General features: G+C 65.3%; 19 protein-coding genes, 1 tRNA gene and 1 riboswitch. Of the genes, 14 read left to right on the top strand and 6 right to left on the bottom strand.

Annotated elements, in window-relative coordinates; genetic code table 11:
• The first annotated feature begins 209 nt into the window (after positions 1–209).
• Positions 210–1,409 carry a hypothetical protein gene (locus tag NH14_RS14430; RefSeq protein WP_084225095.1) on the top strand — a complete coding sequence of 400 codons (1,200 nt, stop codon included), beginning with the start codon at positions 210–212 and terminating at the stop codon, positions 1,407–1,409.
• 168 nt (positions 1,410–1,577) lie between these two features.
• Here NH14_RS14430 and NH14_RS14425 read toward each other — a convergent pair whose 3' ends face one another.
• The 3 genes from NH14_RS14425 to NH14_RS14415 all read right to left on the bottom strand — a co-directional run bounded on the left by NH14_RS14425 (position 1,578) and on the right by NH14_RS14415 (position 5,749).
• Entirely contained in the window at positions 1,578–2,318 is a 741-nt protein-coding gene (locus tag NH14_RS14425) for a DUF2968 domain-containing protein (RefSeq protein WP_035522420.1), read from the bottom strand.
• 220 nt (positions 2,319–2,538) lie between these two features.
• Positions 2,539–3,834, bottom strand: a complete 1,296-nt coding sequence (locus NH14_RS14420) for a gamma-glutamyl-gamma-aminobutyrate hydrolase family protein (protein ID WP_035522417.1) — start codon at positions 3,832–3,834, stop codon at positions 2,539–2,541.
• 148 nt (positions 3,835–3,982) lie between these two features.
• The gene (locus NH14_RS14415) at positions 3,983–5,749 is read right to left on the bottom strand and encodes a cation:proton antiporter (RefSeq protein ID WP_035522415.1); all 1,767 of its coding nucleotides are present in this window, start codon (positions 5,747–5,749) and stop codon (positions 3,983–3,985) included.
• A 195-nt stretch (positions 5,750–5,944) separates the two neighbouring features.
• Here NH14_RS14415 and NH14_RS14410 point away from each other — a divergent pair, with 195 nt between their 5' ends.
• From NH14_RS14410 to NH14_RS14375, 8 genes are all read left to right on the top strand, one after another.
• Positions 5,945–7,333: an amidase gene (locus NH14_RS14410; protein WP_035522411.1), complete on the top strand. Its 1,389-nt coding sequence runs from the start codon at positions 5,945–5,947 to the stop codon at positions 7,331–7,333.
• A 211-nt stretch (positions 7,334–7,544) separates the two neighbouring features.
• Complete coding sequence (locus NH14_RS14405) at positions 7,545–8,075, top strand: disulfide bond formation protein B (protein WP_035522408.1); 531 nt, start codon at positions 7,545–7,547, stop codon at positions 8,073–8,075.
• Between the two features lie 325 nt (positions 8,076–8,400).
• The gene (xdhA, locus tag NH14_RS14400; protein WP_052147830.1) at positions 8,401–9,975 is read left to right on the top strand and encodes a xanthine dehydrogenase small subunit; all 1,575 of its coding nucleotides are present in this window, start codon (positions 8,401–8,403) and stop codon (positions 9,973–9,975) included.
• A complete protein-coding gene (gene xdhB, locus NH14_RS14395) occupies positions 9,972–12,392 on the top strand; it encodes a xanthine dehydrogenase molybdopterin binding subunit (RefSeq protein ID WP_035522405.1) in 2,421 nt (806 codons plus the stop codon). Before xdhA ends, xdhB begins: the two co-directional genes overlap by 4 nt.
• Positions 12,393–12,404: 12 nt before the next feature.
• The gene (gene xdhC, locus NH14_RS14390) at positions 12,405–13,556 is read left to right on the top strand and encodes a xanthine dehydrogenase accessory protein XdhC (protein ID WP_084225093.1); all 1,152 of its coding nucleotides are present in this window, start codon (positions 12,405–12,407) and stop codon (positions 13,554–13,556) included.
• 34 nt (positions 13,557–13,590) lie between these two features.
• Entirely contained in the window at positions 13,591–14,634 is a 1,044-nt protein-coding gene (locus NH14_RS14385) for an adenosine deaminase (protein WP_035522403.1), read from the top strand.
• 151 nt (positions 14,635–14,785) lie between these two features.
• On the top strand, positions 14,786–16,093 hold the full coding sequence (gene guaD / locus NH14_RS14380; protein ID WP_035522399.1) for a guanine deaminase: 1,308 nt from the start codon (positions 14,786–14,788) through the stop codon (positions 16,091–16,093).
• A gap of 69 nt (positions 16,094–16,162) precedes the next feature.
• Positions 16,163–16,366: riboswitch (yybP-ykoY riboswitch) on the top strand.
• A gap of 54 nt (positions 16,367–16,420) precedes the next feature.
• A complete protein-coding gene (locus NH14_RS14375) occupies positions 16,421–16,993 on the top strand; it encodes a TMEM165/GDT1 family protein (protein WP_035522395.1) in 573 nt (190 codons plus the stop codon).
• A 40-nt stretch (positions 16,994–17,033) separates the two neighbouring features.
• On the opposite strand, the gene NH14_RS14370 is transcribed toward NH14_RS14375, so the two are convergent.
• Positions 17,034–17,717, bottom strand: coding sequence for a DUF4136 domain-containing protein (locus tag NH14_RS14370; protein WP_035522986.1), 684 nt, complete (start codon positions 17,715–17,717; stop codon positions 17,034–17,036).
• 268 nt (positions 17,718–17,985) lie between these two features.
• Between NH14_RS14370 and pepN the strand changes: the two genes are divergently transcribed.
• The 4 genes from pepN to NH14_RS14350 all read left to right on the top strand — a co-directional run bounded on the left by pepN (position 17,986) and on the right by NH14_RS14350 (position 22,594).
• A complete protein-coding gene (gene pepN, locus NH14_RS14365) occupies positions 17,986–20,685 on the top strand; it encodes an aminopeptidase N (protein WP_035522394.1) in 2,700 nt (899 codons plus the stop codon).
• Positions 20,686–20,952: 267 nt separating this feature from the next.
• Positions 20,953–21,969, top strand: coding sequence for a class 1 fructose-bisphosphatase (locus tag NH14_RS14360; RefSeq protein ID WP_035522391.1), 1,017 nt, complete (start codon positions 20,953–20,955; stop codon positions 21,967–21,969).
• Positions 21,970–22,036: 67 nt separating this feature from the next.
• Positions 22,037–22,112, top strand: a tRNA-Thr gene (locus tag NH14_RS14355).
• Between the two features lie 179 nt (positions 22,113–22,291).
• Positions 22,292–22,594 (top strand): Arm DNA-binding domain-containing protein, encoded by a 303-nt coding sequence (locus NH14_RS14350; protein ID WP_052147828.1) that lies wholly within the window; start codon positions 22,292–22,294, stop codon positions 22,592–22,594.
• A gap of 42 nt (positions 22,595–22,636) precedes the next feature.
• On the opposite strand, the gene NH14_RS14345 is transcribed toward NH14_RS14350, so the two are convergent.
• Both NH14_RS14345 and NH14_RS14340 read right to left on the bottom strand, forming a co-directional pair.
• Positions 22,637–23,623, bottom strand: a complete 987-nt coding sequence (locus NH14_RS14345; protein WP_084225089.1) for a hypothetical protein — start codon at positions 23,621–23,623, stop codon at positions 22,637–22,639.
• 103 nt (positions 23,624–23,726) lie between these two features.
• On the bottom strand, positions 23,727–24,686 hold the full coding sequence (locus tag NH14_RS14340) for a LysR family transcriptional regulator (RefSeq protein ID WP_052147826.1): 960 nt from the start codon (positions 24,684–24,686) through the stop codon (positions 23,727–23,729).
• Positions 24,687–24,835: 149 nt separating this feature from the next.
• Between NH14_RS14340 and NH14_RS14335 the strand changes: the two genes are divergently transcribed.
• Complete coding sequence (locus NH14_RS14335; RefSeq protein ID WP_035522389.1) at positions 24,836–25,969, top strand: aldo/keto reductase; 1,134 nt, start codon at positions 24,836–24,838, stop codon at positions 25,967–25,969.
• Positions 25,970–26,159 lie beyond the last annotated feature (190 nt).

Here is a 26,159-nt window from a genome sequence, read left to right as displayed (position 1 = left end):
GGATTGGCACGGTCGGGAACACGTATCGACGACAGTTTTCGTCCAGTTTTCAGACGTTTCCGATAGATTGCCCAAGGCCTCGCTTGCATCATTCAAATCCAAACGATTGACCCGTACAGACGTACAAAGCACGACAGCGCTGGTAAACCGCGCGTCTTTCGGGTTCCACCGTGTTCTGGTGCCCATCCCGCCAAGGCAGCGAGAAATCCATGTCAACTTATCCGTTAGTTCAGGTGGAAGGCGCACTCGCGATGCCGCGCATGCGCCCACTCAACCGCGTCCCGCCGCCGTTTGGTCGCGAATGGGCGCTCATGCCCCCACACTTCAGCCTGCGCACCGAACTTCAGGCGCTTTATGCGGCCATCCTGCGCACGGTGTGCCTGAGCGCGGAAGCGTTTCGCAAAGTCTGTCGCTGGGACCTGCAGCGCCGCTTCACGCCTGAACCGCCGCGGCCCGCTGCGGCGCCCGTGGGCAGCCCGCTCAACGCCGCGCAAGCCCAGCGAGCCGCCGCCGAGACCTTGCAGCGCACTGCGGCCGGCGCACGGCCTGCCCGGCGCGTCGAGCGCATTGCGCCGCCCTCACACAAGCTGGCAGCCAGCGCGGTTGCCATTGGCGGCGCAGTGCTGCTCGCCTGGATCGTGGCAAGCCATACGCAATTGCGCGACGGCAAGGACAAAGCGGTTGCGCACACGCCAGCAAACCCCGCTGCGAACAACGCCGAAAGCACATCGGCACGCCTTTCTGACATACGTGCGCGACACGACCTCGCCACGTCCGCTGCCCCTCGTGCCAATCAGGACGCACCGGCGAGCGCACCCGCCACGGCTGCAGGAAGCACGGCCATGCAAACGGCAGCGGCCAACGCCACGCGGCGTCAAAGCGCGGCATCGGCGCCCATCATCGTCACGCCCGGTACTGCGCCTGCGCCGGCAGTTGCCCATGGCCCTGCAACTTCCACGGCCGCTGGTACTGCAAAGGCCGAGCGGCCGGATTTCGCGGCGCGCACGAACCCAAACGCACCGCTGCGCGGCGCACTGACCTCCAGGACCACGCGCACGAACGGTGCGACAGCCAACGCCACAAAGAGCCGCCGGGCCGTCGAAACCGGAACGCGCTCCGCACAGGCTGAAAGCCGTCGCCATCCGGCACACGACTTCACGCCGCATCGCAATGCGCCGCTCGTGACCACCCAGCGCACCCAGGGCGCATATTCGGAGGCCTCCGACTACTCGCCGATTCCGCCAGGCGGCATGTCAGGCAGCGACTACTCGTCTCTCTCGACTTACGCAGGCACGCGCACGGCATCGCGTCCGACAAGCAGCGCAACCGTGAACGTCGACAACACGGATTGGGTGAACCACGTTTCGCAACGCCGCGTGACCGAGGTGCCCGACCACTTCGCGAAGTAGACTTCGAAGTCAGTCCCGAAGCAGACACAGCAACACAGCAAAAAGCCCGGTTTCGAGCCGGGCGTTTTGCTGTGTTGCCGCATGTTCCGCATGTTCCTGCATGTTCCACTTCCCTGCCAGTCCTGGCAGGCCGTACCGCCGCACTGCAACGGCACGACCCGATCCCGGCTAGTTCCTGACCGAATCCTGGCGCCGGGAGCCGGGCAAGCCCGCCTCCGTCGCGCGCTGCAATTGGTCCACCTGATTCTGGAGATCGCGCAACTGGGTCTGCGCCTGGATCTTCTCGGCATTGAGCGCCCGCATATTGCCCTGCATCTGGCGCTGGTAGTCGTCGACGCGAGCCTGTTGCGTGCGCGCGACGTCGAGGTCCGCCTGCAGCCGGCGTGCGCGGTCTTCGTTGAGCGCGATTACGCGATCGATGAACGCCTTCTGCGCCTCGATCTGGGTCCGGCGGATCTCGACCTCGGCGAGACGCTGGGTCTGCTGCACGAAATTCGCGTAGACGGCTTCCGCGCGCGCATCTTCCTGCGAGCGAATCACCCGCCAGAAATGCTTGTCCTGGAATAACACGACGTAGTAGGTCATTTCAGGCGGATAGAAGAACAGACTCGCGCCATAACTGGCGTTGTACGTCGTGCGCAACTCGACGAGCTGCGAATCGTGGATGAGCTGCATGAGCGTGCCGACATCGCCCTGCGTGGCCCCCGCGGTCGCCTGATCGTCTACGATGCCCGCGAGCGGCGGCGTGTTCGCCGGCTGCGGCGTCAAGCTACCGAGCGACGGCCGGTTGCCCGCTACCGGAGCGACTTCGCTGGCGGGTGCGCCGGCCCACGCGGCTGCGCCGTGCTGCAAGAGCGTAAAAACCGCGGCGCCCAGCAAGGCGCGACGCAGCGGGGTTGATTGCTTCATGACTGCCTGTCCGTTCAGGATTCCGAGTAACCGCTTATTATCGCCGCCAGAAAATCTCATAAACGTCGATTAATTTCGGATAACCGACGGAACGACCAATTACTTGTCCGAAATCACCTACTTTTCCATCGGAATATTGGACGCGCATATGCGGTGCCGGTAAAAATCAGAAGGGAGGCTCTCGCCTCCCTTCTCTTCCTCGTTCCGCCACCCCTTTCTGTCAGAAGCGCGTCTCGCGCGCGGCCCGAAGAAACGTGTCGAGCAGCGGGGTGCAATCGAGCAGTTCCGGGCCACCCGCGCGGTGAAACTCCGGGTGCCATTGCACGCCGACGACGAACGGCGAGCGCCGGTAGCGCACCGCTTCGATCAGGCCGTCTCCCGATGAAACGGCCTCGACCGTCAGATCGCGGCCGAGGCTCTTGACCGCCTGATGGTGGATCGAGTTGACGATGGCCTCGCGCCTGCCCGGGAACATGCTGGCCAGCGACGAGCCCTCGGGAAAGGTGATCGCGTGACGGTGCTGATCGTAATGCTCGCTCACGTGCACGCCCGCCGTGGGAACGTCCATGGCGATATCCTGATAGAGCGAGCCGCCAAACGCGACGTTGATAAGCTGACAACCGCGGCATACGCCCAGCACCGGCTTGCCCGACTCGATGAATTCGTGCAGCAGCTCCAGTTCGTACATGTCCCGCACGCGGTCGCCGGGCCATTCGGGACGCGGCGCGGTCTCCGCATAGGTTTGCGGCGAGACGTCGGCGCCGCCTTGCAGCAACAGGCCGTCGAGATGCTTCGCATAGTCTCGCAGTCGGATGTTGCTCGGGTGCAGCATGCCCTGATGACCGACTGTCGGAATCATGAAGACGATCACGTCGCGCGACATGACCCAATGCGCGATCGACTCTTCGAGATATTGCAGCGTCTTGCCGCGCAGGCCCAGAGCGCCAGGCTCAGGGTGAAAGATGCGGGCCGACACGCCGATGCGCAACGTCCGCTGGGTGATGCGCTGACCGGCGCGGTCGAACAGTTGCCGTGCGCGCGCGGCGACGATGCGGCCGAACACCGACCACGCCGAATCGCTCGGCCGCAAATAGCGTGGCGGATCGGTCGGAATGGAGCCCGGCGGCGGCGGGTTCTGCGCGCTGAAGTCGGGCGCCTGGCCGAATCCCGCTGGCGCGGCGCCCGGCCGCGGGCTGGCCGCGGCCTGCTGTGGCGCGGGCTGGCCGGTGGCCCGCGGCGCGGGGTCCTTAGCGGCGGTCGCAGTGGGCGCGGGCGCCTCTTTACCCGCTTCGCCCACCACCTCGATCGGAATGCGCGGCGCGCCGGCTGCTTCGGGCGTTACCGCCGATGCGCTCGCGGGCGAGTCGGTCGACGCGCGCTGCGCGGCCTCGCCAGACGGTGTTGCACCAGAAGGAACGGAAGCGCCGGAGGAGCCTGGAGCGGCGGGCGCGTTGGCATTGGCAGGACGGTCAGCGCCGTCGGGAACCTCGGAGTGGTCGGATTTGTTTTCGCTCATGACGTAGGGTCAGGCGCGCCGGACGCGCGAACGAATGAACAGGGTTCCGATTATGCGTCGCACGGCCTGTTGCCGCCACCTCCGTGCACAATCGCTCGCACTCTGTTGCAATCCGTTGCGATTGGTTGAGATTGGACGCGCCCCAACCTTACGGATCCGGCTGCTCGTCGAAAGTTTCGCGAAGCGCGATCTGCATGCTCGCGTGAATCTTCACGCACCAGCGCCACAGCAGCATCGTGAGCGCCGCCGCGCACACCAGCACGCCAATCAAAAAGCCCGTGGGCGGCAGAATCGTCCCTGACAGCGCGGCGACCAGCACAAACACGCCGATCATCGAAACCGCCGGCACGAGTTCTGCAATCGCATGCCGCAACGCCCGCGTGAAGCGCCCTGCCTTTTCGGGCTGCACGCTCACTTCGGCCAGCAAGAGCGCCAGCGTCTTGGTCTTGCGCCACACCGCCACCAGAAACGGAATCGCGAGCAGCAGCGCGGCGCTCCACAGCACCACGCGCTGGATGCGCTCGTCCGGCACCCAGTTCGCGAGCAGCGGCAGCACGTAGCGCGCGCCATACGAGGCGCCGATGAAAATTGCCGACACCAGCGCGAGATTCACCGCAACCTGCACGACGATGCGCTTCGTGAGCGAGAACAGCGTCGGACCTTGCGCTCCCGTCGGGCGCGGCATCAGGCAGCGCAGCCATTGGCTATACATGCCGAAGACATTCGACACCGCGGGCGGCATCGCGCGCGCGAGCCGCTGCGAGAGCGGGTCGGCGAAACGGATCAGATACGGGGTGGTGAGCGTCGTGATTGCCGAGACGGTCACGGCGATCGGATAGAGAAAACCGCTCGTCACCTTCAGCGTGAGGCCGAGCGAGGCGATGATGAACGAGAACTCGCCGATCTGCGAGACGGTCATGCCGACGCGCATCGCCGTGCGGCCGTCGTGGCCGGCGAGGAAGGTGCCGAGCCCGCACGAGACGAGCTTGCCGAACACCACCGCGAACGAGATCACCGCGATCGGCCAGGCGTAATCGACCAGCACGAGCGGATTGAGCATCAGGCCGATCGTCACGAAGAAGATGGCCGAGAACGCATCGCGCAGCGGCGCGACCAGATGCTCGATACGCGGCAGATGGCGCGACTCGGCCATGATCGCGCCGATCAGGAACGCCCCGAGCGCGATCGAGTAATCGAGCTTCACGACCAGCAGGCAAAAACCGAAGCAAAAGCCGAGCACCGAGACGAGCAGCATCTCGTCGCTGCCCACGCGCGCAACATAGCCGAGCACGCGCGGCACGACAAGGATGCCCGCGAGCAGCGAAACCGTCATGAACAGCAGCAGCTTGCCGAGCGTGACGAACGCGATGCCGGGCGAGAGCTCGCCCGTCTGCGCAATGCCGCCGAGCAGCACGAGCATGGCGATGCCGAGAATATCCTCGACGATCAGGATGCCGAACACGAGCTGCGCGAAGCGCTCGCGCTTCACGCCGAGATCGGCGAGCGCCTTGACGATGATGGTGGTCGACGAAATCGCGAGGATCGCGCCGAGAAACAGCGAATCCATCGGCGCCCAGCCGAACGCGCGGCCGATCTCGTAGCCGATCCACAGCATCACCACGATTTCGGAGAGCGCCGCGACGATCGCGGTCGCGCCCACCTGGAACAGCTTGCGCAGGCTGAATTCGAGGCCGAGCGAAAACATCAGGAACACTACGCCGAGCTCGCCCATCGTCTGGATGGTCTGCTCGTCGTGAATCAGCTGGAACGGCGGCGTGTACGGCCCGATGATCACGCCCGCCGCGATATAGCCGAGCACCACCGGCTGCTTCAGGCGATGAAACAGCACGGTGACGATCCCCGCGATCGCCATCACGACTGCCAGATCCTGAATGAAGCCGATTCCCTGGTGCATGCGCCGAATATCCTTACAAAAACCTGTCGGAAAAAGTGCATGTTACCCGATGAGCGCGACGCGCCAAATCGCGCCCAGGAAAAATTCACGTTCTACAATGATGTGTCCCTTGCCGCAGCGCATGGCCGCGATGTTCAGCGCCATCCGTCCGCGGCGCCTCTGTCCAATGTGTTGCCATCGATGCTCCCCGCCGCCATGACTTCCACCCGATCCCCCTTCGCGCCGTTCCCGCCGCTCGCCCAACTGGCCGCCGACCTCGCCGCAGGCCGCACCACGAGCCGCGCGCTTGCCGAAGCCGCGCTCGAACGCATCGCCGCGCCGGACGGCCAGGGCGCCACCGTGTTCACGCACGTCGACGCAGAACGCGTGCGCGCCGCCGCCGATGCGCACGATCGGCTGCGCGCGTCGGGCACCGTGCTGTCGCCGCTCGCCGGCATTCCCGTCTCGGTAAAGGATTTGTTCGACGTGCAAGGCGAAGTCACGCGCGCCGGCTCCACGGTGCTCGCGAATGCGGCGCCCGCGAGCGCCGATGCCGTTGCGGTCGCGCGCCTGCGCCACGCGGGCGCGGTGCTCGTCGGCCGCACCAACATGAGCGAATTCGCGTTCTCGGGGTTGGGCCTGAACCCGCACTACGGCACGCCGCTCTCGCCTTACCGGCGCGGCGTGGCCGGCGACGAGCGCGTCGCGGGCGGCTCCTCGTCAGGCGCAGCCGCCTCGGTCGCCGATGGCATGGCCGCCGTCGCGCTCGGCACCGATACGGGCGGCTCGATCCGCATTCCGGCGGCGTTCTGCGGCCTCACCGGCTTCAAGCCGACGGCCGCGCGCATCCCGAAAGCGGGCGGCCTGCCGCTCTCGCCCACGCTCGACTCGTTCGGCCCGATCGGCAATACGGTGGCGTGCTGCGCGCTTGTCGACCGCATCCTCGCCGGACTGCCGCCGCACGTGAGCGCGGCGCGTCACCTCGATGGCGTGCGCATCGGCGTGCTCACGAACTATGTGACGGACGGCATCGAGCCCCACGTGGCGCAGGCGCTCGACACGGCGCTCAAGCATCTCGACGCAGCGGGCGCGATCGTGAACGAAGTGCGTTTTTCGGCGTTCGAGCGCATGGCCGAAATCAACCGCTTCGGTTTCTCGCCGATCGAGGCTTACGCCTGGCACCGCCCGCTGCTCGCCCAACACCGCGACCAGTACGACCCGCGCGTGCTCGTGCGCATCCTCAAGGGCGAACCCGCGAGCGCCGCCGATTATCTCGATCTGATCGCCGCGCGCGCCGCCATGATGGACGAGGCGCAAGCGACGCTCTGGTCGCGCTTCGACGCCGTGATCGCCCCGACCGTGCCGATCGCGCCGCCCGCACTGGCCCCGCTCGTCGCCGACGACGAGGCGTTCACGCGCACCAATGCGCTCGTCCTGCGCAACCCGAGCGCCTTCAACTTCCTCGACGCCTGCGCGCTCTCGCTGCCGATCCACCATCCCGATGAAGCGCCGGTGGGGCTGATGCTGGCCGGCGCGCCCTATGCCGACGACGCGATCCTCGCCATTGGCCGCGGCGTGGAAGCGGTGCTCGCACCGCTGCGATAACGAAAATGGGGCGCGGCGGCAGTTCGACGGTGGTTCGGCGGCAGTTCTGCAGGCAAGCGGCCGCCGCCTGCGTGTGGTCAAAAGCGCTCGCTCGCGCTGCACCCCCTTCGCGCTAGAATCCCGAGACGCCGTTGCAGCCGCACCCTTCAGCATTTGCTTAATGCCGGCTGCGCTATCCAACCTGAATAAACGTGCCGAATAAACGAGCTACATGAACGACGATAACGCGCTGCTGCGCCGCGAGCGCGGCCTGCTGGTCCTCCTCGGCCTGATCTGTCTCGCGCTGCTGGGCGGCGCACTGTATTTCCAGTACGCCGAGCACCAGGACCCGTGCCCGCTGTGCATCCTCACGCGCTACTTCTTCATCCTGATTGCGATCTTCGCGTTCTTCGGCGCGCGCTTCACCAGTTGGCGCGCCGTGCGCACCCTCGAAGCGCTCGTCGCGCTTTCGGCGGCAGGCGGCATCGTCGCCTCCGCGCGACTCGCCTGGGTGCAGGCGGTCCCGAACTTCAGTTGCGGCTTCGACACGCTCCAGCCCATCGTCGACGCCCTGCCACCCGCGCACTGGCTGCCGGGCGTGTTCAAGGTCCAGGGCCTGTGCGAAACCACTTACCCGCCCATCCTCGGCCTCACGTTGCCGCTCTGGTCTGTGCTTGCATTTGCCGTCATGTTCCTGGCTGTGGTCGTAAGCCTGTGGCGCAACCGCCGCCGCCAGGTGGCGTGGCCCGGCATCCGCCGTTAAACCTGAGCAACGAATCTCCTCGCGCACCGCACCTGGCTGCGTGACCAAGGGCGCCAGCGGCGCCCTCTCCCTCCTCGCCGCCGCTGGCCCGGCGGCGGTCCCCGTCTCCGCCTGAACGCCCCACGAAGGGTCGGATCGCACACGCCTTGCTCATTGGCGCTGTCACATAACCCCCATCTTCCAGAAAGGATACTTTCCGGCCCCTGTCGGTGCTAAATTCGGGATTGGATGGCGATCTACGTGCGCGAGGCCGGACTGACAGTCAAGGCGCCCCGGTTCCCTGCGTAACGCGCGCCTGATCCGCAATGTCTCCCGGGTTTTTCAGATGACAACGCAAACCATCCGCTTCGTCCATCGTGGCGCCGTGCACGAAGTGCATGACGCGCCCATCACGCGCACCGTGCTGCAGCACCTGCGCGAGGACCTGCATGCCTGCGGCACCAAGGAAGGCTGCGCAGAAGGCGATTGCGGCGCCTGCACCGTGGTGCTCGGCGAACTCGACGACGAAGGCCGTCTCGCGCTCAAGGCCGTCAACGCCTGCATTCAGTTTCTCCCCACACTCGACGGCCGCGCGCTCTTCACGGTCGAAGACCTGCGCGCGCCCGACGGCGCGCTGCACCCCGTCCAGCAAGCGATGGTCGACTGCCACGGCTCACAGTGCGGTTTCTGCACGCCCGGCTTCGTCATGTCGATGTGGGCGCTCTACGAGCGCCAGGGCGCCGACGCCGGCCTGCCCACGCGCGACGAAATCGATCAGGCGCTCTCCGGTAATCTGTGCCGCTGCACCGGCTACCGGCCGATCATCGACGCGGCGCAGCGCATGTTCGACACGGCGAGCTATGCGCGCGTCGCGCTCGCGCGCGAGCCGCTCGAAGCGGCGCTGCGCTCGATCGCGCGCAGCGACACCTTCGACTATCGCGGCCCCGACGCCCGCGGCGCCGCGCACGGCCACGCCACGTTTTTCGCGCCGCGCACGCTCGAAGCATTCGCCACGCTGCGCGCCGGGCATCCACAGGCGCGCGTGCTCGCGGGCGGCACCGACGTCGGCCTGTGGGTCACCAAGCAGTTGCGCGATCTGGGCGATGTGCTCTACACCGGGCAGGTCGCCGAGCTGAAGCGCGTCGAGCGCGACGCCCAGACGCTCACGATCGGCGCGGCTGTCCCGCTCGAAGAGGCCTACGCGGCGCTCGCCGCCGACTACCCGGAACTCGCGGAACTGTGGGCGCGCTTTGCCTCGCTGCCCATCCGCAACGCGGGCACGCTGGGCGGCAATGTGGCGAACGGCTCGCCCATCGGCGACTCGATGCCGGCGCTGCTCGCGCTCGACGCCGAAGTTATCCTGCGCCGCGCTGCGCGCGTGCGCACGCTGCCGCTCGCGGCGTTCTACACCGGCTATCAGAAGAACGTGCTCGAAGCGGGCGAGTTCGTGGAAGCGATCCGCGTGCCGCGCCCCGCGCCGACGCTGCGGTTTCGCACCTACAAGGTGTCGAAGCGCTACGACCAGGACATCTCGGCGGTTTGCGCAGCGTTTGCGCTCGAGATCGGCGAGGACGGCACGATCGCGAACGCACGCATCGCGTATGGCGGCATGGCCGCGATACCGCAGCGCGCCGCGCACGCCGAAGCAGCGCTCGCGGGCGCACAGTGGAACGAAGCGGCCGCGCAGCGCGCCATGGCCGTGCTCGACACCGACTATCAGCCGCTCACCGACATGCGCGCAAGCGCCGCGTATCGCCTCAAGGTCGCGCGCAATCTGCTCTGGCGCTGCTGGCTCGAAACGCGCGACGACGCGCCGCTTGCGCTGTGCGAGGTGAACGCCTTCGTGTTTGCCTCCGAGGCGGAAGTCGTCGACGAAACCGGCGTGGGCACAGGCGCAACGCTTGCGGGAGATGCATCATGAACCGCCAGTCCGATCCGCTTATCGTACAAACCTCCGCGCAAACCATCGCACAAACCACAGCACAGTCGACGCAAGCGGCGCTCGGCGCACCATTGCCACACGAGTCCGCAGACCTGCACGTGAGCGGCGAGGCGCGCTACACCGACGACATCCCCGAACTGCACGGCACGCTCCACGCCGCGCTCGGCCTCTCGCGCCATGCGCATGCGCGCATTGTGGCGCTCGATCTTGCGCGCGTGCGCACCATGCCCGGCGTCGTCGCGGTCCTGACCGCCGCCGATATTCCCGGCGAAAACAACTGCGGCCCGGTCCTGCACGACGACCCGGTGCTGGCGCGAGATGAAGTGGAGTATCTCGGCCAGCCCGTATTCGCGGTGATCGCGACGAGCCATCAACTCGCCCGCCATGCGGCCGCGCTCGCCGCCAGCGACGACGTGGTGCGCTACGAGCCGCTCGAAGCGGTGCTCGACATCGCCGAAGCAAAAGCGCGCCAGCAGTATGTCCTGCCGCCGCTGCACCTCACGCGCGGCGAGCCGGCGGCGCGCATCGCGGCCGCGCCCCACCGCATCGCCGGCACGTTTGCCGTGGGCGGCCAGGAGCAGTTCTATCTCGAAGGCCAGGTCGCCTACGCGCTGCCCGAGGAACAGGACGGCATGCTCGTCTACAGTTCGACGCAGCACCCGAGCGAGATGCAGCAGTTGATCGCGCATCTGCTCGGCTGGCCCACGCATCGCGTGATGTGCGAATGCCGGCGCATGGGCGGCGGCTTCGGCGGCAAGGAATCGCAGTCGGCCCTGTTCGCCTGCGTGGCCGCGCTGGCCGCGCACAAGCTGCGCCGCCCCATCAAGCTGCGCGCTGATCGCGACGACGATTTCCTCATCACCGGCAAGCGCCACGACGCGCTCTACGAATACGAAGCCGGCTACGACGACGCAGGACGCCTCGTCGGCGCACGCGTGGAAATTGCGTTGCGCGCGGGCTATTCCGCCGATCTCTCGGGCGCGGTCGCCACGCGCGCGGTCTGCCATTTCGACAACGCCTACTATCTTTCGGACGTCGAAATCGTCGCGCTCTGCTGCAAGACCAACACGCAGTCGAACACAGCGTTCCGCGGTTTCGGCGGACCGCAGGGCGCGCTCGTGATGGAGGTGATGCTCGATAGCATTGCGAAAGCGCTCGGGCGCGATCCGCTCGATGTGCGCCGCGCTAACTACTACGGCATCGGCGAGCGGGACGTCACGCCTTATGGGCAGCGCGTCGAAGACAACGTGCTCGCGCCGCTCACCGGGCAGTTGCTCGCGTCGAGCCAGTACGCCGCGCGCCGCGCCGCGCTCGCCGCATTCAACCGTACGAGCCCCGTGCTCAAGCGCGGCATCGCCCTCACGCCCGTGAAGTTCGGCATCTCGTTCAACGTTCCGCACCTGAACCAGGCGGGCGCGCTCGTGCACGTCTATCGCGATGGCTCCGTGCTCGTGAACCACGGCGGCACCGAAATGGGCCAGGGGCTCAACACGAAGGTCGCGCAGGTGGTCGCGGGCGTATTCGGATTGCCGCTCGCGCACGTGCGCGTGAGCGCTACCGACACGTCGAAAGTGGCGAACACGTCCGCCACCGCCGCCTCGACCGGCAGCGATCTCAACGGCAAGGCCGCCGAAGACGCGGCGCTCGCAATCCGCGCGCGCCTCGCCGCGCTGGCCGCCGCGGAGTATGGCTGTGCGCCCGCAGACGTCGCATTCGAAGGTGGCATGGTGCGGGTGAAAGGCAACGCGATCGCCTTCGCCGACTTCGTCGAAAGCGCCTATCTGAAGCGCGTGCAACTGTGGTCCGACGGCTTTTACGCAACGCCCAAGGTGCATTGGGACGCGCGCACGCTCACCGGCCATCCGTTCTATTACTTCGCCTATGGCGCGGCGGTGTCGGAGGTGGTCGTCGACACGCTCACGGGCGAATGGAAGCTCGTGCGCGCCGATGTGTTGCACGACGCGGGCCAGTCGATCAACCCGGCCATCGACATCGGCCAGGTGGAAGGCGGCTTCATCCAGGGCATGGGCTGGCTCACGAGCGAAGAGCTCTGGTGGAACCGCGATGGCAAGCTCATGACGCACGCGCCCTCCACCTACAAGATTCCGGCGATCAGCGATACGCCCGCGGCATTTCACGTCCAGCTCTACCGCAACGAGAACGCCGAGCCCACCGTGTTCCGTTCGAAGGCCGTGGGCGAACCGCCCTTGCTGCTGCCGTTCTCGGTGCTGCTCGCGATCCGCGAGGCGATCGGCGCGGCCGTGCCCGAGGCCCGCGAAGCCGCGCCGCTCAACGCGCCCGCCACGCCCGAGGCGATCCTCGACGCGCTCGACGCCCTGCGCGCACGTGCGGCAAGCGCGCCGGCCGCCGCCCCAACAGAAGATGTAGTCAAGTAGGAGAACCGCCCGATGCAAGCCTGGGTTACCGATCTTCAACACCTGCTCGCGCACGGCGATGCCGCCGTGCTCGTGACCGTCGCGCGCGCCGAAGGCTCGGTGCCGCGCGAAGCCGGCACGAAGATGATCGTTACACGCGAAGCGGCCCGCCATACGATTGGCGGCGGCCATCTCGAATGGAAGGCCATTGAGACCGCGCGCCAGGTGTTGCGCGACGGCATGCGCACGCCGCATGCGCGCCGCCTCGAGCGATTCGCGCTCGGGCCGAGCCTCGGCCAGTGCTGCGGCGGCGCAGTCGTACTTGCGTTCGAGCGGCTCGACGTTTCCGACCTCGGCTGGCTCGCCACGCTCGCGCGCCGGCTCGCGGCGGGCGCCTCGACCGTTCGTAGCGTATCATTCCGCTCCTCGCGGAATGGAGCGCCCTCCGGTGCCGAAGCCGGCGTGACCGATGCTGCGGCGGCCGACACGGTTTTGCTTTCGGAGCCCGAACCCGGCGTGGAATCGCCCGATTGCCTGCTGTGGGACACGGGCACGCCAGATCATGACGATGGCACGATGCTGCTCACCGAGACGATCGCGCCCAACGAGCGGCCCGTCGTGCTGTTCGGCGCGGGCCATGTGGGCGCGGCGCTCGTGCGCGTACTCGGCACGCTGCCCTGCCGGGTGCGCTGGGTGGACGAGCGCGACGCCGCCTTTCCCTCGCCGGAAGCGTTCGCGGCGCTCAATGCGCCCAACGTCACGATCGACGCCAACGACGCACCCGACGAAGCCATCGACGCCGCCCCGCCCGGCACGAGCTTCATCGTGATGACGCACGATCATTCGCGCGACCTCGATCTTGCCGAGCGCATTCTGCGCCGTGGCGATTTCCTGTTCTTCGGCATGATCGGCTCGCACACGAAGCGCAAGCAGTTCGAGCACCGGCTCGCCGCGCGCGGCATCGACCCGCTGCAGATCGCGCGCATGCGCTGCCCGCTCGGCGTGGACGGCATCGTCGACAAGTCGCCCGAAGTCATCGCGATCTCGGCCGCCGCGCAATTGCTGCAGGCGATCGAAGCGGCGGCGGCGGGCATCGGCGCGCCTGGGCATGCTGCTGTTGGCACCAACGCTCCCGGCACGTCCAATACCGGCACGTCGGCTACCGGAACGGTCCATTCCGCGTGATGTCAACCACTGAACGCAACCGATCGAACCAACCATGACCATCACGCCCACTGTCAACTCGCTCGTGCAAAAAGCCGCGCGCGCGCCGAAGGCCGAACTGCACATCCATATCGAAGGCTCGCTCGAACCCGAGCTGATCTTCGCGCTCGCGCAGCGCAACCACGTCGCGCTCGCCTACGAGTCGATCGAAGCGCTGCGCGCGGCGTACGCGTTCACCGACCTGCAGTCGTTCCTCGACATCTATTACGCGGGCGCGAGCGTGCTGCTCACCGAGCAGGACTTCTACGACATGACGATGGCCTACTGCGAGCGCGCGCTCGCGGACAACGTCGTGCACACCGAAATATTCTTCGATCCGCAAACGCACACCGAACGCGGCGTGCCGATCGAAACGGTGGTGGCGGGCATCGACCGCGCACTCGCCGACGCTGAAAAACGCGGCCTCACGAGCAAGCTGATCCTCTGCTTCCTGCGCCATCTGAGCGAAGCCGACGCGCTCGCCACCTTCGACGCCGCGCTGCCGCTGTTCGCGCGCTATCCGCGCATGATCGGCGTGGGCCTCGATTCGTCGGAGCGCGGCCATCCGCCCTCGAAATTCGAGCGCGTGTTCGCGAAGGCTCGCGCGCAAGGGCTGAAGCTCGTCGCGCACGCGGGCGAGGAAGGCCCGCCCGCCTATATCTACGAGGCGCTCGATCTGCTCAAGGTCGACCGCGTCGATCACGGCGTGCGCAGCATCGAAGACAAGGCGCTCGTCACGCGCCTCGCCGACACGCGCGTCGCGCTCACCGTCTGTCCGCTCTCGAACCTGAAGCTCTGCGTGTTCGACGACATGACGAAGCACACGCTCAAGAAACTGCTCGACGAAGGCGTCGCGGTGACCGTCAATTCCGACGATCCCGCCTACTTCGGCGGCTACGTGAACGAGAACTTCAGCGCCATCATCGCGGCGCTGCAGCTCGACGACCAAGAGGTGTACACGATCCTGCGCAACAGCTTCGAGGCGTCCTTCGTGACGCCCGAGGAACGCGCCGCGCTGATCGCGCAGCTCGACCGGTACTGGAGCGGCGCCGTGGCCTGATCCCGCGCCGTCTCCCCCAGCTTAAGGCTTCACCCTTGATGAGGACCGGCGCGCCAGCGCCGGCCCCAGGGCTTTTGCGCGCCGCGTTTTCAGGAGCGGTGCGCATCCATACGGCCTATGAACACCTGAATTTTTCGGAGACGAAGTTCCCATGACTCAATCGGCTTATCGCGCAAAACTGTTGACGTTCACCGGCGACCCCGCGCAGTCGCCCGACGCTGCCGTCTTCCACGAAGACGGCGTGGTGATCGTCGAGAACGGCCGCGTGGTCGCATCGGGCGCATGGTCCGAGCTCAGCGCTCGCGTGGCCGAAGGCGCGACGGTGCACAACCTGCGCGACAAGCTGATCGTGCCGGGCTTCATCGACACGCACATCCACTACCCGCAGACCGACATGATCGCCTCGCCGGCGCCGGGCCTGCTGCCGTGGCTCGAAACGTACACGTTCCCGACCGAGCGCGGCTTCGCCAATGAAAACGTGGCGTTCGAGACCGCGCGCTTTTTCGTCGACGAACTGCTCTCGTGCGGCACGACCACGGCGCTCGTCTACTGCTCGGTGCACAAGCAATCCGCCGATGCGCTTTTCACGGCGAGCGAGTCGAAGAACATGCGCATGATCGCGGGCAAGGTGCTGATGGACCGCAATTGCCCCGAGTTCCTGCGCGACACGCCCCAGACCGGCTACGACGATAGCGCCGAACTCATCTCGCGCTGGCACAACAATGGCCGCCAGATGTACGCGCTCACGCCGCGCTTCGCGCCCACCTCGACCGAAGCGCAGCTCGAAGCGTGCGAAGCGCTCGCGAAGGCGCATGGCGACATCTTCATCCAGAGCCACGTTGCCGAGAATCTCGACGAAGTGAAGTGGGTGAAGGAACTGTTCCCGCGCCAACGCAGCTATCTCGACATCTACGATCATTACGGGCTCCTGCGCCGCCGCGCCGTGTATGGCCACTGCATCTGGCTCGACGACGAAGACCGTCGCCGCATGGCGCAAACCGGCACGGTCGCGGCGCACTGCCCGACCTCGAACCTGTTCCTCGGCAGCGGCCTGTTCGACTTTGACAAGGCCCAGGCTACGGAGATGCCCGTCACGCTCGCGACCGACGTGGGCGGCGGCACCTCGTTCTCGATGCTGCAAACCATGAACGAAGCGCACAAGGTCGCGCGCATGGGCGGCCATCACCTGACGGCCACGCGCATGTTCTGGCTCGCCACGGCGGGCGCGGCCGCCGCGCTCGATCTCGCCGACAAGATCGGTACGCTCGCGCCGCAAAGCGAAGCCGACTTCGTCGTGCTCGACCCGCAGGCCACGCCGCTGCTCAAGCGCCGCACCGCGCGCGCCGAATCGCTCGAAGAACTGTTGTTCGCGTTCGCGCTGCTCGGGGACGACCGCGCCGTGTTCGAGACCTACGCAGCCGGTGCGCGCGTGCACAGCCGCGACACGGCAAAGCGCTAAAACTCGCCGCCAACCCCGGGGCCGACAGCCCTGGCGAAGCCGGGCGTCGGAAAACCCCGATGCTATAATTCGCCGTTCATTGGGGAGTAGCCGCCCCGCGCCGTGCCGCCCGGCCAGCCTTCGGGTTTGCTGCGCGCCGCGCACGCGCAGCGGGGGCATCCGTCAACAGACTTGGCCCGTGCGGCCATGGCGGACGCAGCCTTTATCTGCTTTACCTGCCTTTGTCGCTCAGGCCTGGCGAGACCGATGACTCATGCCCGCTGCAACAGGGCCCAGCGGGCCATGAGTCGTCGTTCGCACTCATCCCGGCCCGAGGATCGCCAAAACGTGAATCACGCCTTTCTCGTCTCGACCGGCGCGGTCGCGCTCGCCGAAATCGGCGACAAGACGCAACTGCTTTCGCTCGTGCTCGCAGCGCGCTATCGAAGGCCCATGCCGATCATTCTCGGCGTGCTGGTTGCCACGCTCGTCAATCACTCGGGCGCGGGCGCGCTCGGCGCGTGGCTCGGCTCGCTTGTCACGCCTTCGGTGATGCGCTGGGCGCTCGCCGCTTCCTTCGTCGCCATGGGTTTGTGGATACTCGTGCCCGACAAGCTCGACGAAGGCGAAGCCAACGTCAATCGCACGCGCCTCGGCGTGTTCGGCGCCACCGTCGTCACTTTTTTCCTTGCCGAAATGGGCGACAAGACACAGATTGCAACGGTCGCGCTCGCCGCGCGCTTTCACGACTTCTTCGGGGTGGTGGCCGGCACGACGCTCGGCATGATGATTGCCAATGTGCCCGCGATCTTGCTGGGCGACCGCTTCGCCCATAAGTTGCCGACGGGCCTCGTGCACGGCATCGCCGCCGTGCTGTTCGTGGTGCTTGGCGTGCTCGCCATCATGGGTGTGGGCGTTTGAACGCCAGTGGCGATTGAGCCGCCACTGACGCTTGCACCATCTACTTTGCTGGAGCGGCCGCGGCCGGCGCGGCTCCTGACGCCGCCGCCGGGACCTCGGCCGGCGCCCCCGTGTTCTTGTCAACAGGCAGTCTCACCTGCTGCACCGAGCCGTTCTGCAGCGGGAAGTTCGACAGTGCGCTGCGCACGAGAAACGGCATAACGTGCACGAGCGAGGGATCGTCGCCCGAGGTGCGCGCGGTGACGTTATAGACTTCCTTCCCGCCCTCCTGCTCCGTGATGCGGATGCCGAGCGCATGCGAGTACACCGGGTAGCTCTGGTTCACGTAGGCCGGGCCCCAAGGACCCCAAGGCCCCCACGGATTGTACGGCCCCCAGTACGGGCCAGGCCACGGGTTATAGAACACGGGTTGCGCGACCGTGACCGTGTCCATGCGGCTGCCGTACGCGAGGGCCACGAAATAGCGCGCCTGCCGCTCTGGCACCTGGCGGAAGGCGTACGAGGAAAGCCCGTCTGCGACGAGGCTCTCGTAGGTCGATTGCTCGATGCTGTGCTGCTGGTCGGGATTGCGCGCGAAAGCGTAAGTGCGCGTGGCGTCGCTGCCGCCTCCCCAAGCGGAGAACGCGGTCACCTGGCTCGTCACATAGGTCGTGCAGCCGGACAGCGTCACGGCAAGCGCCGCCAGCAACAGCAGGGCGCGGCGGGTCCATCGGTCGGGCATCATGGTCTTCTCGTTGCAGTGTGGCAGTGGCGACAGGTCGTCGCCGCGCGGCAAGCTCGCAGTGATCGGCACCGCAGGCCCCGATCATACTGACTCGCGCCCCGGCGTGAAAGTTCGGGCCAGCGGCGCGGCGCAACGCCTGCGGGACACATCGGACAAGCAGGGCGAGCCTTTGTACAATGGGGCGAGCGGCCGCGCTATCGTACAAAACGTACACAAGGCGCGGCCTCCCCATACCGCTATCCGCCCCGAAGCTTCCCCGCACAAGACCATGTCCGATACCGCCACGCCCACCGTGATCCGCCGCGAAGACTACGCGCCGCCCGCTTTCCTGATCGACACCGTCGACCTTGAATTCGACCTCGCGCCCGAGCGCACCGTCGTCAAGAGCACGCTGCGCGTGCGCCGCAATCCCGCCGCCGGGCCGGCACCGCACCTCGAATTGATGGGCGAACAGCTCGAATTCATCGGCGCGCAAATCGACGGCAACGCCTGCGAAAATGTGCGTGCGCACGAACACGGCCTGACGATCGAGAACGTGGCCGACGCGTTCACGCTCACGCTCACGGGCGCCTGCAATCCGGAAGCCAATACGACGCTCTCGGGGCTCTACGTATCGAGCGGCAACTTCTTCACGCAGTGCGAAGCCGAAGGCTTTCGCCGCATCACCTGGTTCCTCGACCGTCCCGACGTCATGTCGACCTACACCGTCACGCTGCGCGCCGACAAGACCGCGTGCCCGGTGCTGCTCTCGAACGGCAACCTCATCGAAGCCGGCGATCTGCCCGACGGCCGCCATTATGCGAAGTGGGAAGACCCGTTCCGCAAGCCGAGCTATCTGTTCGCGCTGGTGGCGGGCAAGCTCGTGGCGCTCGAAGAACGCATCACCACCAGTTCGGGCAAGGAAAAGCTGCTGCAGGTGTGGGTCGAGCCGCACGACCTCGACAAGACGCGCCACGCCATGGACTCGCTGATCCACTCGATCCGCTGGGACGAGCGGCGCTTCGGCCTCGAACTCGATCTCGACCGCTTCATGATCGTCGCCGTGAGCGACTTCAACATGGGCGCGATGGAGAACAAGGGGCTCAACATTTTCAATACGAAGTACGTGCTGGCGAATCCGGAAACGGCCACCGACGTCGACTTCGCCAACATCGAGGCCGTGGTCGGCCACGAATACTTCCATAACTGGACCGGCAACCGCGTGACCTGCCGCGACTGGTTCCAGCTGAGCCTCAAGGAAGGTCTCACGGTGTTCCGCGACCAGGAGTTCTCGGCGGCGATGTCGGGCGGCGACGAGAACGAGGCCGCGCGCGCGACCAAGCGCATCGAGGACGTGCGCGTGCTGCGCCAGATGCAGTTCGCAGAGGACGCTGGCCCGATGGCGCATCCGGTGCGCCCCGAAAGCTACGTCGAGATCAACAACTTCTACACGATGACCGTCTACGAAAAAGGCGCGGAAGTCGTGCGGATGTATCAGACGCTGTTCGGCCGCGACGGCTTTCGCAAGGGCATGGACCTCTACTTCCAGCGCCACGACGGCCAGGCGGTGACTTGCGACGACTTCCGCCGCGCCATGGCCGACGCCAATGGCCGCGACCTCGCGCAATTCGAGCGCTGGTATAGCCAGGCGGGCACGCCGCGCGTCACGGTCACCACCCAATACGACGCAGCCGCGAAGCGCTATAGCGTGACGCTCGCGCAGGGCTATGCGAACGGTTCGCCGGCTGCGCGCGACACGCAGAAGGGACCGCTCCTGATCCCGTTCGCGATCGGCCTGATCGGCCCCGATGGCGCGGATCTGCCGCTCAAGCTCGAAGGCGAATCCAGTTCCAACGCGACTGCAAGCACGACGCGCGTGCTCGAGCTGACCGACGCGCAGCAGACCTTCACCTTCGTCGACGTCGCCCACAAGCCCCTGCCCTCGCTGCTGCGCAACTTCTCTGCGCCGGTGATCGTGGAATACGACTACGGCAACGACGAACTCGCGTTCCTGCTCGCGCACGACAGCGATCCGTTCAACCGCTGGGAAGCGGGCCAGCGCCTTGCCACACGCGAACTGCTCGCGCTGGCAGCACGCGCTGCCACGCGCCAGCCGCTCGCGATGAATGATGCGCTCACAGAAGCGTTTGGCCGCGTGCTCAACGACGCTTCGCTGTCGCCGTCGTTCCGCGAACTCGCGCTGATGCTGCCCTCGGAAACCTATCTCGCGGAGCAAATGGCGGAGTCGAATCCCGCCGCCGTGCACGCCGCGCGCCAGTTCGTGCGCAAGGGCCTGGCCGCGGCGCTCAAGAACGAATGGCTCGCGGCCTACGACGCCAACCTCACGCCGGGCGCCTACGAGCCCACGCCGGAAGCCGCCGGCCACCGGGGCCTGAAGAATCTCGCGCTCTCCTACCTCTCGGAACTCGACGACCCCGCCGAGGCCGTACGACTCGCCACCGCGCAATACAACGCCGCGAACAACATGACCGACCGCGCAGCCGCGCTTTCCGCGCTAATGAACGCGGCGGCAGGCACGGGCGGCGAGCAGGCGAAGCAAGCGCTCGAGGACTTCTATGTGCGCTTCGAGAAGGAGCCGCTCGTCATCGACAAGTGGTTCTCCTTGCAGGCCACGCAGCGCGGCACGGCCCAGCGACCGACGATCGAGACCGTGCGCACGCTGATGCGCCACCCGGCCTTTAATCTGAAGAATCCGAACCGCGCACGCTCGCTGATCTTCAGCTTCTGCGCGGCGAATCCCGCGCAGTTCCACGCCGCGGACGGCTCGGGCTACGCATTCTGGGCCGAACAGGTCCTCGCGCTCGACGCCATCAACCCGCAGGTTGCCGCGCGCCTCGCGCGCAATCTCGAACTGTGGCGCCGCTTCACCCCGGCGCTGCGCGACGCGATGCGCGCCGCGCTCGAACAGGTCGCCGCGCAGGCGAAATCGCGCGACGTCCGCGAGATCGTGGAAAAAGCGCTGGCCTAAGCCTCGCTCGCGGCGCCGTTGCACAGCGCCGCGCCCTGCCTCATTCGAACACGCTTCATGCACGCTGCCGGCCCTCGCGGCCGGCATTTTTGTGCGCATTTTTTCTGCATTATTTTTCCGCACGATTCCCCCGTCGATTCCCCGGCCGAATTTCCGCCCGACGCATGTCCCGAGCCGATCTCGCTTATTTTCCGGATTGACCAGGCGGGCCGCGCCCCGTCCAACAGGTAGAATTGCGCTATTCCCAAGCGCATCTGGAGTACTGAAATGGCTTTGCACCGTCGTACCACACTCACGAAATACCTGATCGAGCAGCAGCGCGAGCACCGCAACCTGCCCGCCGATCTGCGTCTGCTGATCGAAGTTGTCGCGCGCGCGTGCAAGGCGATCAGCTACAACGTCAGCAAGGGCGCCCTCGGTGACGCGCTCGGCACCGCCGGCAGCGAAAACGTCCAGGGCGAAGTGCAGAAGAACCTCGACATTCTGTCGAACGAAATCCTGCTCGACGCCAACGAATGGGGCGGCAACCTCGCGGCCATGGCGTCCGAGGAAATGGAAACCTTTTTCCCGATCCCGGCCAATTATCCGAAGGGCGAATATCTGCTCGTGTTCGACCCGCTCGACGGCTCGTCGAACATCGACGTGAACGTCTCGATCGGCACGATCTTCTCGGTACTGCGCTGCCCGGACGGCCAGCAGGCCACCGAAGCCTCGTTCCTGCAGCCCGGGGTGCAGCAAGTCGCGGCGGGCTACGCGGTCTACGGCCCGCAAACCGTGCTCGTGCTCACGACCGGCAACGGCGTGAACTGCTTCACGCTCGACCGCGAGCTCGGCTCGTGGGTGCTCACGCAGAGCAACATGCGCATTCCGGAGGACACGCGCGAATACGCGATCAACGCATCGAACGCGCGCCACTGGTACGAGCCGGTGCAGCAGTATGTTGGCGAGCTGAACGCGGGCAAGGACGGCCCGCGCGGCGAGAACTTCAACATGCGCTGGATTGCCTCGATGGTCGCCGACGTGCACCGTATCCTGAGCCGCGGCGGCATCTTCATGTACCCGGCCGACCGCCGCGATCCGTCGAAGCCCGGCAAGCTGCGTCTGATGTACGAAGCGAACCCGATGTCGTTCATCGTCGAGCAGGCGGGCGGCATGGCGACCAACGGCGAGCAGCGCATCCTCGACATCCAGCCGAAGAGCCTGCACGAGCGCGTGGCCGTGTTCCTCGGCTCGAAAAACGAGGTCGAGCGTGTGACCCGATACCATCAGGAAGCGAAGAAATAAAAAGATTGGAAAAAAGGGCTTGCATAGCCCAGCAATATTTCCTATAATTTTCCTTCTCTGATGTGCGGCCGGAATAGCTCAGACGGTAGAGCAGCGCATTCGTAATGCGAAGGTCGGGGGTTCGATTCCTCTTTCCGGCACCAAAAGAATTCTCAAGCAGTATCACGCAGTCTAAAAACCCGCGCCAGTCTTCGGATTGCGCGGGTTTTTTGTTTCATTCGATCCCTTTCTTCCTCACCCCATCTCATAGAATTGGGGGCAATGCCGGGGGCACACCCAAAAATCATGGGGGCACGGCGCTAGGAACGAACGGGGAGCAGGCATGGCGAAGACGACCGCGCTGACTGACGCGAAGTGCAAGCAGACCAAACACAATCCGGACGGCAACAACAAGCTGTTCGACGGCGGGGGTCTCTATCTGGAATTGATGCCGAGCGGCTCGAAGAAGTGGCGGCTCAAATATCGGTTCAACGGAAAAGAGAACCGTCTTACGTTCGGCGACTATCGCCCAATCTACGCGGTGACAGACGTGAAAACGTTCATCGCGAACGTGCAGAAAGCGATACCTGGCGCGGGCAAAAGGCCCATCAAAACGACTACCGGCGCGATGCGCGGTCGGCAATAAACATCATTCGACAAGACCGCGCACGTCTCCGCTCACATGCTTTTATCGTATTTCAATCGCATCAATACCGAGTTGCCGCTTGATCTCTTTTTCCTGGTCTGCGAGCCATGCTTTGGCCTCGTCCTTGCCGCCCGCAATCCCGGAGCGACGCATGGCGATTCTTGCGGCCTTAAACCGCTCAGTTTTGTCGGCTTCAAGAAAACAAAGCAGCAAGAAATTGTTTGAAAAGAAGACCTGCTCAAGATCAAGCAAACGGCTCCCATCCTTGAGGATGCGGTCGTAATCGTTCAAGCGGTTGGCCAGTGTGTCGACTTCCGAAATCTTAGGCTTGGGGCCAAGCTGCTCAGCCTCTTCATGAGCCCGCTCAACGTCCTTGATTGCATCGTAGATTGTGAAGAACGATGGCCGCCGGATAAGCTCTAGTGCATTAAGTGCACCCAATGACTGCTGAAAGGGGCTCCGCTCATGTTTTAGCTTACCGTCCTCGTCGCGGTATTCTCGGACCTTCACTGCCGTAAAGGTCACCACGGTTTGTCCTGTCCGAGCCATATCCGTCATGCGTCGCAAGATCGTTGGGCTCAACTCCCCGGTAAAAGTCTGAATGCGCTCTTCGAGACTCTTCAAGTCTGCGCGCAATCGACCCAATCGGCCAAGACGCTGCACCTTTTCCGCAATCTGGCTAAGTATTCCTGCCAGCCGAGCGCGGCGGCGCTTTTCAGTGAGGTATCGATTACCATCTGCGATTAGACGCGAGTCAGCGCCAAATCTTGTCTCTGCGCAGTGGTTGCCAATAATGGTCACTGATCCATCGAGCAATTCGGCGACCCATCCTCGCTTATGCCCCTCTCGACAAAGGTTTCCGTTGTCCTTTTCGAAGCAGCAACTTACTTCCTCTCCGAAGTTGTAGTCACCGATCAGCCGCTTGTAGCTGGCTACGGTGATGGGGTTATCTTCGAGAAAGTTCGGAAGCTCCCGAATCTCTTCGGGGCTGTCAAACGTGCGGATTTCGATCAACGACGTGGTCATCATCAAGCATCCCCGCTGCTATCAGAAACGCGACAATTATACTGTATAAAAACACAGCCTCGCGATCACACAGTAAGCGCGTCAAAAGACATAGAGCGGAACTCCGTCATTGTTGCCATTTCGCAACATGGCCATAAGCCACTAATAGATCGGGGGGCATCAATGAAAATTGGGGGCACGTTTGGGGGCATACACAACTATGAACCACCATCCACGCCATACTAGACAAGGACTCCCGAAGCACGGGCACGAGGCGTCCGCTGTCCAATGGCGCACGCACGTAGTCCTCGATCACATGCAGCAAGCCCACACCCTCCTCAGCGGCACGAACCATTGTCCGTAGATCGTTGGTCACGAAACGCCCTTGTGTGAGTGTGTCGAACACGCGCTGCGGCTCATCGGGCCGAGCGAACTCCCACCGGTAGACGCCACCCGTCGCGAAACGATAGTGCAGGCAGTCGTGAGCGGCGAGATCGTCAGGGGTGGCTGGAGGCGCGTGGCGCCTGAAATAGGCTGGCGCACCGACCACGACGATGCGAATCGGCCCGCCGATCGGCACCGCCACCATGCCCGGCGCGAGCGATTCACCGAGCCGGATGCCCGCATCGAAACCCTCGCCCACCAGATCCGCAAAAGCGTCGTCGAGCGCGAGTTCGAGCCGGATCTGCGGATGCCGCTCCATGAATTCCGCGAGATGCGGGAGCACGAGCAACTCGTTCGCGACCCGCGGTAGATTGATGCGCAACGTGCCGGCGGGTTGATCGCGCGAAGCGTCGAGCGCATCGAATGCCGACTCGATCTGCGTGAGTGCGGGCTGCACGCGCGCAACAAACTGCGCCCCCGCTTCGGTCAGCGCCACGCGACGCGTCGTGCGGTTGAAGAGCCGCACGCCGAGTTGCGCCTCGAGCGCGCGCACGCTTTGCGAAAGCGCCGATGTCGACAACCCGCAAGCGAGGGCCGCACGCGTGAAGCTGCCGTGACGCGCAACAGCCGCGACCGCCAGCAACGCAGGCAGGCGCGCGGCGAGAGCGGATGTGCCTGGCGTGACGGGAATCATCGGATCCATCTCGCCTCCATGACGAATATTGTGAAGCGTGGCTTCACAGTCATTTCAGATGAACCCGATTTTTCCACAAAATCATCGGGCGCAAGATGACTCTGTACTTCCCTCACCCGCGCGCTTTTGCGCGAAACCCGCGAAACTGGACACTCGCCATGAAACTCGACACCTACACCCTGCTCGGCCGCTCGGGCCTGCGCGTCAGCCCGATCGCTCTCGGCACGATGACCTTCGGTACCGAATGGGGCTGGGGCGCGGACGAAGCCACCGCGCGCCGCCTCTTCGACCTCTATGTCGACGTCGGCGGCAACTTCATCGATACCGCCGACCTCTATACCGAGGGCACGAGCGAAACCTGGGTCGGACGCTTCACCGCCGCACGCGGTCTGCGCGACCAGCTCGTGATCGCCACCAAGTATTCGTACAACGCGCAAACGGGAAATCCCAATGCGGGCGGCAATCATCGCAAGAACCTGCTGCGCGCGCTCGATGGCTCGCTCAAACGCCTCGGCACCGACTATATCGATCTCTATTACCTGCACACGTGGGACCGCATGACGCCCGCCGACGAAGTCATGCGCGCCATGGACGACGCCGTGCGCGCCGGCAAGATCCGCTACGTGGGGCTCTCCGACGTGCCGGCCTGGTACGCGGGCCGCACGCAGACGCTCGCAGACTGGCGCGGCTTCGAGCCGGTCGCGGCGATGCAGCTCGAATACTCGCTAATCGAACGCAATGCAGAGAACGAGTTCGCCGATCTGGCAACGCAGCTTGGCATGGGGCTCGTGCCCTGGAGTCCGCTCGGCATGGGCGTGCTATCAGGTAAATACCGGCCTTCGCAATCGGGCACGGACGCCACGTCGGGCCTCGTCGCCGCAGCGGGCGCGGGCCGACTGCAGACCGTGGGCCCGAAACCGCCGCCCGGCTTCGACAAGCTTTCCCCACGCAACTTCGCCATAGTCGGCGAACTGGAGCGTGTTGCACTTGAAGCCGGCCGGCCGATGGCCCAGGTGGCCTTGAACTGGCTTTATCAGAAGCGAGGCGTGACCAGCATCATCGTCGGGGCGACGAAGACCGCGCAGCTCGAGGAATCGCTTGGCGCGCTCGGCTTCACGCTCGCACCCGAACTCGTCGCGCGCCTCGATGCGGCGTCCGAGCCGGCACGCCCGTTCCCTTATTACATGTTCGCCGACGGTCATCAGGCTCGCATTCACGGCCAGGTGAATGTGCGCGCCTTACCGGCGAACCATGCTCATGTGCAGCAGGTTCCGGCGCCGGTGCAATCCTGACCGCACACCGTCGATCATGATGAGGGCGAGTTTTGACAATAATCCGCCGCAAAAATACACATGGGAGCGGATGCATTCGCCAGAAACGAACGCTTACACCGTTTTAATTCTGCTTAAGTTTCGGCGATCAAGGTCGCCCGATAATCGGCCGATATAGACAGGTAGCGGACTTGACCGGAGACGCGGACGT

This window comes from Paraburkholderia sacchari (assembly GCF_000785435.2).
Taxonomy (GTDB): domain Bacteria; phylum Pseudomonadota; class Gammaproteobacteria; order Burkholderiales; family Burkholderiaceae; genus Paraburkholderia; species Paraburkholderia sacchari.
This window is presented reverse-complemented; position numbering and strand designations above follow the sequence as displayed.